This window comes from Acrocarpospora macrocephala (genome assembly GCF_009687865.1).
Lineage (GTDB): Bacteria > Actinomycetota > Actinomycetes > Streptosporangiales > Streptosporangiaceae > Acrocarpospora > Acrocarpospora macrocephala.
In genome coordinates this window covers 94,454-101,557 of the sequence record NZ_BLAE01000018.1, presented here as the reverse complement: position 1 = coordinate 101,557, position 7,104 = coordinate 94,454, and the positions used below count along the sequence as shown (strand labels likewise).

At 67.8% G+C, this 7,104-nt stretch carries 10 protein-coding genes; all 10 read left to right on the top strand.

Annotated features, from left to right (window positions below; translation table 11 throughout):
* A partial coding sequence (locus Amac_RS53680; protein ID WP_170322537.1) for a hypothetical protein occupies window positions 1-272 on the top strand: 272 nt, incomplete at its 5' end.
* A 21-nt stretch (window positions 273-293) separates the two neighbouring features.
* Entirely contained in the window at window positions 294-680 is a 387-nt protein-coding gene (locus Amac_RS17600; RefSeq protein WP_155355468.1) for a hypothetical protein, read from the top strand.
* Between the two features lie 158 nt (window positions 681-838).
* The gene (locus Amac_RS17595; protein ID WP_155355467.1) at window positions 839-2,065 is read left to right on the top strand and encodes a glycosyltransferase family 4 protein; all 1,227 of its coding nucleotides are present in this window, start codon (window positions 839-841) and stop codon (window positions 2,063-2,065) included.
* 122 nt (window positions 2,066-2,187) lie between these two features.
* A complete protein-coding gene (locus tag Amac_RS17590) occupies window positions 2,188-2,610 on the top strand; it encodes a Cg1360 family ATP-synthase-associated protein (RefSeq protein ID WP_155355466.1) in 423 nt (140 codons plus the stop codon).
* Between the two features lie 50 nt (window positions 2,611-2,660).
* Window positions 2,661-2,876, top strand: coding sequence for an AtpZ/AtpI family protein (locus tag Amac_RS17585; protein WP_155347318.1), 216 nt, complete (start codon window positions 2,661-2,663; stop codon window positions 2,874-2,876).
* A gap of 64 nt (window positions 2,877-2,940) precedes the next feature.
* The gene (gene atpB, locus Amac_RS17580; RefSeq protein WP_155347319.1) at window positions 2,941-3,750 is read left to right on the top strand and encodes a F0F1 ATP synthase subunit A; all 810 of its coding nucleotides are present in this window, start codon (window positions 2,941-2,943) and stop codon (window positions 3,748-3,750) included.
* A 73-nt stretch (window positions 3,751-3,823) separates the two neighbouring features.
* Complete coding sequence (atpE, locus tag Amac_RS17575; protein ID WP_155347320.1) at window positions 3,824-4,051, top strand: ATP synthase F0 subunit C; 228 nt, start codon at window positions 3,824-3,826, stop codon at window positions 4,049-4,051.
* A gap of 30 nt (window positions 4,052-4,081) precedes the next feature.
* Window positions 4,082-4,627: a F0F1 ATP synthase subunit B gene (locus Amac_RS17570; protein WP_174900180.1), complete on the top strand. Its 546-nt coding sequence runs from the start codon at window positions 4,082-4,084 to the stop codon at window positions 4,625-4,627.
* Window positions 4,627-5,430 (top strand): F0F1 ATP synthase subunit delta, encoded by an 804-nt coding sequence (locus Amac_RS17565; protein ID WP_155355465.1) that lies wholly within the window; start codon window positions 4,627-4,629, stop codon window positions 5,428-5,430. Before Amac_RS17570 ends, Amac_RS17565 begins: the two co-directional genes overlap by 1 nt.
* 23 nt (window positions 5,431-5,453) lie before the next feature.
* A complete protein-coding gene (gene atpA, locus Amac_RS17560; protein ID WP_155355464.1) occupies window positions 5,454-7,103 on the top strand; it encodes a F0F1 ATP synthase subunit alpha in 1,650 nt (549 codons plus the stop codon).
* Window position 7,104: the final 1 nt, after the last annotated feature.

The following is a 7,104-nucleotide window of genomic DNA, read 5'->3' as shown; positions in this document are numbered from 1 at the left end:
GCTCCGCCGAGGAGATCGACCCGCGCGCGCTCGCCGCCCAGCAGCCGGGCGACGTGCTGTCCGCTCCGGCCAATCCGCCGACCGACGACGCGCTCCGCGCCCTCATCCAGCTCCACGGCGAGATCGAACCCATGGACATGCCCAGCGTCTCGGTCCCCGCGGGGGAGTGGGGCACCGGCGAATGGGCGCCCATGACGATCGAACCCGACGGCCCGGCCGGCAGTGTCGGCCCCAACGACCCAGACCAGCCGATCCCCGCCCCCGGCGCGTAAGACCCAGCCGCAGGAGAGAGCTTGAGTTACGTCGATCCCCCCGCGCCGCGCCCGCTCCAGCCGGGCGAGACCCCGCCCGCGCCGTCCAGCGCCGACCTGCTGGCCCCGGGCGGCCAGGCCACCACCTGGGTCTTCAACCCGGAGTACCAGCGCCTCGTGGACCTCTGGTTCCAGGTCCTCCCGCTGATGGAACAGCTCACCACGTCGCTGGACAAGCCGTACCAGATGGCGAGAAGCACCGACGTCTGGGACGCTCCCGTGGCGAAACGCTACGTCGAGGATATCGGCGAGTGGCGCAACCGCCTCGGCCTGTATCGCCAGGCCGTGCTGACCGCGATCAGCGACGAGGCGGCCGACACGCCGCGCTGGGTGCCCAGCAAAGCGGGCGCCCCGCACGCGTACTCCTGAGGGCAAGGTTCAAGTGCCTCGCAAGCGGGGTGCGCTAGCGTCGGGAGACCGGTAGACGCGCCGGCCGTCGTCCAGATCGCCCACCCGAGCGAATGTTTCGTCGGATTCTGTGCCGATTTACCGTCACAACTGGTCCTTCAATCCGGGAAACTAAGTCCGTGCGGGAATACTTCCTTGTTGCCCTCGTCACCGCCGTTGTCACCTATCTGCTGGTGCCTCCGGTCCGGGCCTTCGCGCTGCGCATCGGCGCCGCGCCCGAGGTCAGGGAACGCGATGTGCACAAGGTGCCGACCCCACGCCTGGGCGGTCTCGCCATGTTCGGCGGCATGGCCGCGGGCCTGTTAGTGGCCACCAATCTGCCTTGGGTGGGCGGCGCGCTGGACCAGCAGTCCGGCCAGACCGCGATGGCGCTGCTCTCGGCGGGCGGCCTGATCGTGGTGACCGGCTTCCTGGACGACTGGCTCGGCATGGACGCGCTGGTCAAGCTGGGCGGCCAGATCGCCGCCGGCGGCCTGCTGGTCTCCTTCGGGGTCACCCTGCGCTACCTGCCGCTGCCGTCGAACATGGGCGGCGAGTTTTACCTGGACAACAACCTCCAGGTCGTCATCACCATCATGATCGTGGTCGTCACCATCAACGCGGTGAACTTCGTCGACGGCCTGGACGGCCTGGCGGCCGGCCTCGTCGGCATCGCCGCGCTGGCCACCCTGGTCTACTCGATGGTCCTGTCGCAGAACCTGCAGGCCACCCGCATCAACCTCACCGCCGTGGTGGCCTCGCTCCTGATCGGCATGTGCCTCGGCTTCCTGCCGCACAACTTCAACCCGGCCAAGATCTTCATGGGCGACACCGGCGCCATGCTGATCGGCCTGATCCTGGCCACCTCGCTGGTCACCATCATCTCCTCGGTGCCGAGCGCGGCCCTGCAGGTCAACCGGTTCCCGCTGCTGCTCCCGGTGCTGCTCCCGGTCGCCGTCATGGTGCTCCCGCTGGCCGACCTGATCATGGCGGTGGTCCGGCGCACCTCGGCGGGTTTGTCCCCGTTCGCCCCCGACCGCGGCCACCTGCACCACCGCCTCCTGGACATCGGCCACTCCCACCGCCGCAGCGTCCTGATCATGTACGCCTGGACGTTCCTGTTCGCGTTCGCCCTGGTCGCGCTCTCGGTCGAGGGCGTCCCCGTCGCGGTGTTCCCGCCGATCATCGCGGTCGCCCTCGCCATCCTGGTGCTGCTGTCCCGCCAGCGCTGGCGGACCACCGGCAGGAACGGGCGCGGCGGCGCGCACGCCGCCAATAGAATGCCCCCGCCGGCCGACTCCTCCGACACCCAGTCGGGTACGGCTGCCGCCACCGCCACCCCCAGAGCCACGGCAACAACCGGGTGAAATGCCCCGAAAAAGCAGGTAAAGGCGTTCCCCGCAGAGCTTGTGATAGCTTTCACTAGCAGGGTCCCCTAAGTAAGGGGAAGCAAACGCTCGGTTGTTGACAACAGGCTTTGGGAGTCGTGATGCAGGCCAACGACGTGCGCGTACTCAAGGGCGCCGCCGTGCCTACAGTGCTGGTGGGGCTGGTCGTTATCGCCATGGCGGCCGTCCTGGCGGGATTCCCCGGCGCGCTCGGCGCCGTGATCGGCCTGGTGGTGGTCATCGTCTTCTTTACCGTCGGCCTGGTCGTGGTCGCCTACGCGGGCCGGATCTCGCCGATGATGATGATGACCGCGGCCGTGCTCAGCTACCTGGTCAAGGTCATCGTCCTGATGGTGCTGCTGAAGACCTTCGAGACGGCCACCGTTTTCGAGCCGCGCGCCTTCGGCTGGGCGGCCATCGTCGGCACCGTGGCCTGGACGGTGGGTGAGATGCGCGGATTCATGAAGTTGAAGATGCTCTATGCAGACCCGGATACCAAAGTCCCGGGTTCCGATGGCGCGTGAGCAGCCCGATATGACTAGTCACCCCCTAGACTGCTATCGTCGGCCCCGCGATGAGCGACAGGAAACTCCGGCCCGAGGACGACGGCCGCGACTTCGCCAGCGCCGCCTGGTCGGTCCCCAGCTATCTGCTCAGCGGGATGATCTTGTATGGCGGTGCAGGCTGGTTGCTGAGCCGGTGGACAGGCGTGGTCGCGTTCACGCCCATCGGCCTGATCCTCGGCGTAGTCCTCGCTGTCTACCTGGTCTACCGGAAGTACGGCAGCTAGCCCCTGGCCGTCCGGCCGACGAAGCCTCTTTGACGATCCACTATCACGCTGAAGGGAACGCCGCGTGAATACGCTGACGGTCCTCGCTTCCGGGGCTTCCGGGGCTTCCGAGGATGTGTTCACCCCTCCGGGCCTGGAGCTCTTCGACGCTCCTCCGCTGATCGCCGGAGTCACCTGGCTCACCAAGCCGGTCCTGCTCGCCATCCTCAGCACGCTGATCGTGGTGGTCTTCTGCTGGTCCGCCTTCGCCAAGCCCAAGCTGGTGCCGCGCGGCATCCAGAACGTGGGCGAGATGGGCTACATGTTCGTCCGCGACCAGGTCGCCCGGCCCTTCCTGGGCAAGGACGCCGACCGGTGGATGGGCCTGCTGCTCAGCATCTTCTTCCTGGTGTGGATCTGGAACCTGATGGGCGTGATCCCCCTCCTGCAGTTCCCGGTCGCCTCGCACATCGCCTTCCCCATCGTGCTGGCCGCCACCATCTACGTGCTCAAGATTTACCTGGGCATCAAGCACCAGGGGCCGATCGGCTACTTCAAGAACATGATGTTCCCCCCGGGCCTGCCCAAGCCGATCTACTTCCTGCTCGCCCCCATCGAGTTCCTGTCGAACCTGATCATCGCGCCCTTCACGCACGCGGTCCGACTGTTCGCGAACATGTTCGCGGGCCACATCATCCTGGCCTTCTTCAGCCTGGTCGGGTTCTGGTTCGTGTTCGAAAAGCTCACCCCGCTGGGCGCGGGCCTCGGGGTCGTCGGCGTCGTCATGACGATCGCGATGACCGGGTTCGAGATGTTCATCCAGTTCCTGCAGGCGTTCCTGTTCGCGATGCTGGCCGCCATGTACATCGGCAACTCGCTGCACGCCGACCACTAAAGCTTCAGCAACACCAAGTTTGCCCAGACCGGTGGGGACACTCCCATCGGCCCACCCAGTAAAGGAAGAGAAAATGAGCGTCCTCGCTGAGGTCACCGGCTCCCTCGGTTCCATCGGTTACGGCCTCGCCGCCATCGGCCCCGGCATCGGCGTCGGCATCATCTTCGGTCAGGGTGTCCAGGCCATCGCTCGCCAGCCCGAGGCGTACGGCCTGATCCGCCAGAACATGCTGCTCGGCTTCGTCCTTACCGAGGCCCTGGCCCTGATCGGCCTGGTCGCGCCGTTCATGTTCGGTCAGTAACGAACGACTTATTGACGGAAGGCTGCACCCATGAAATTGGCAGCTACGCTCCTGGCCGCGGAGGGCACCAACCCCCTACTCCCGCACACGTACGAACTGGTCGTCGGCGTCTTCTCGTTCGCGGTCGTCGTGATCGTCGTCGGTCGTATCCTCACCCCGCGCATCCAGAAGGCTCTGGCTGACCGGACCGAGGCGATCGAGGGCGGGATCAAGAAGGCCGAGGACGCGCAGGCCGAGGCCCAGTCGGTGCTCAAGCAGTACCACGACCGGCTCCAGGAGGCCCGCCAGGAGGCCGCCCGGCTTCGGGACGAGGCCCGCGAGCAGGGCGCCCAGATCAAGGCCGAACTCCAGGAGGAGGCCAAGGCCGAGGCGCAGCGCATCATCGCGGCCGCGCACGCCCAGATCGAGGCGGACAAGCAGCAGGCGCTCACCCAGCTGCGCGCCGAGATCGGCCGCCTCTCCACCGACCTGGCCGGACGCATCGTCGGCGAGTCGCTGGAGGACGAGGCCCGCCAGCGCCGCATCGTCGACCGGTTCCTCGAGGAGCTCGAGAACACCAACGCGGCGGTTCGGTAATGCGCGGTCTGAGCAGGACGTCCCTGGCCGAGGTCGAGGAGCGGTTCAACAGCGTCGCCGGTTCGGCCGACCTGGGCGAGCTGGCCGACGAGCTCTTCGAGGTGGCCGACCTGTTCGACCGCGAGCACGGTCTGCGCCGCACGCTCTCCGACCCGTCCCGTCCTGCGATCGCGAAAGCGGGCGCGATCCGCGCCCTGCTGGACGGCAAGGTGAGCACGGCCGCGCTGGAGGCCACGGTGGCCGTGGTCGAGTCCAGGTGGTCGTCGTCGGGTGACCTGGCCGACGCCGTCGAGCGGCTCGGCGTGATCGCCGCCGCGACCGAGGCGGAAAGCCACGAGCAGCTGGACGACGTCGAGGACGAGCTGTTCCGGTTCGGCCGAATCCTGGCCGCCAACCCGGAGCTGCGGCGCGTGCTCGCCGACCCGGCCAAGCCCGGCAAGGAGCGGCTGCTCGCCGAACTGCTCGACGGCAAGGTCGCCCCGGCCACGCTTCGCCTGCTCACGCATCTCGCGGTGCACCCGCGCGGGCGTAGCCTGGAGTCGGGCCTGGACGAGTACGGCCGGCTGGTCGCGTTGCAGCGGCAGCGCCTGGTGGCCGTGGTCAGCAGCGCCGTACCGCTCTCGGATCAGCAGAAGGAGCGGCTCGCCGCCTGGCTGCGGGCGACCTACGGCCGTGACGTCCACCTGAACGTGGAGGTGGACCCCAAGGTGCTCGGTGGGTTCTCGATCAAGATCGGGGACGAGATCATCGATACCACCATCGCTGGACGAATTGAAGAAGTCCGCCGCCGGTTGGCCGGCTAGGCGAAATAGGGAGACAGGAAGAGATGGCGGAGCTGACGATCCGGCCGGACGAGATTCGGGACGCGCTTGAGCGCTTCGTCCAGGCGTACGAGCCGGAAGGCGCGGCGCGCGAGGAGATCGGGACCGTCGTGGACTGCGGCGACGGCATCGCCCATGTCTCCGGCCTGCCCTCGACGATGGCGAACGAGCTGCTGGAGTTCGAGGACGGCACGCGCGGCCTGGCGCTGAACCTGGACGTCCGGGAGATCGGTGTGGTCATCCTGGGCGACTTCAGCAAGATCGAGGAGGGCCAGCAGGTGCGGCGGACGGGCAACATCCTGTCCGTGCCGATCGGCGACAACTTCCTCGGTCGTGTGGTCGACCCGCTGGGCAACCCGCTGGACGGCAAGGGCGCGATCGAGGCCGAGGGCCGTCGTGCCCTGGAGACCCAGGCGCCTTCGGTGGTCCAGCGGCAGCCGGTGAAGGAGCCGCTGCAGACCGGCCTCAAGGCGATCGACGCCATGACGCCGATCGGCCGCGGCCAGCGCCAGCTGATCATCGGCGACCGCGGCACCGGCAAGACGGCCATCGCGGTGGACACGATCCTCAACCAGAAGGACAACTGGCTGTCCGGCGACCCGGCGAAGCAGGTGCGCTGCGTCTACGTCGCCGTCGGCCAGAAGGGTTCGACGATCGCGCAGGTCAAGGGCCGCCTGGAGGAGGCGGGCGCGCTGGAGTACACGACCATCGTGGCCGCTCCGGCGTCCGACCCGGCGGGATTCAAGTACCTCGCCCCCTACACCGGTTCCGCCATCGGGCAGCACTGGATGTACCAGGGCAAGCACGTTCTGATCATCTTCGACGACCTGACCAAGCAGGCCGACGCCTACCGCGCGGTCTCGCTGCTGCTGCGCCGCCCGCCGGGCCGCGAGGCGTTCCCCGGCGACGTGTTCTACTTGCACTCGCGGCTCCTGGAGCGCTGCGCGAAGCTGTCGGAGGACATGGGCTCCGGCTCGATGACCGGCCTGCCGATCATCGAGACCAAGGGCAACGACGTGTCGGCCTTCATTCCGACCAACGTCATCTCCATCACCGACGGTCAGTGCTTCCTGGAGACCGACCTGTTCAACTCGGGCGTGCGCCCGGCCATCAACGTCGGCGTCTCGGTCTCCCGAGTCGGCGGCTCGGCCCAGATCAAGGCCATGAAGAAGGTGGCGGGCACGCTCCGCCTCTCGCTCTCCCAGTTCCGTGACCTGGAGGCGTTCGCGTCCTTCGCGTCCGACCTGGACGCGACCTCGCGGGCCCAGCTGGAGCGCGGCTCCCGCCTGGTGGAGCTGCTCAAGCAGTCGCAGTACTCGCCGTTCCCGGTCGAGAAGCAGGTCGTCTCGGTCTGGGCCGGCACCACCGGAGAGCTCGACGACGTCCCGCTGGAGGACATCCGCCGGTTCGAGGCGTCGTTCCTGGAATACCTGTCGAGCAGCCACAAGGGCGTATTCGACGGCATCCGGGAGTCCAAGGACCTCGGCGACGACGCGCTGACCACGCTGAAGAGCGCGATCACCGAGTTCAAGAAGAGCTTCATCACCTCCTCCGGCGAGCAGCTGGTCAAGGACGAGCCGGTGGCCCCGCTGGAGGACAGCGAGGTCGGCCAGGAGAAGATCGTCAAGCACGTGCGCAAGACCGAGGAGCGCTGAC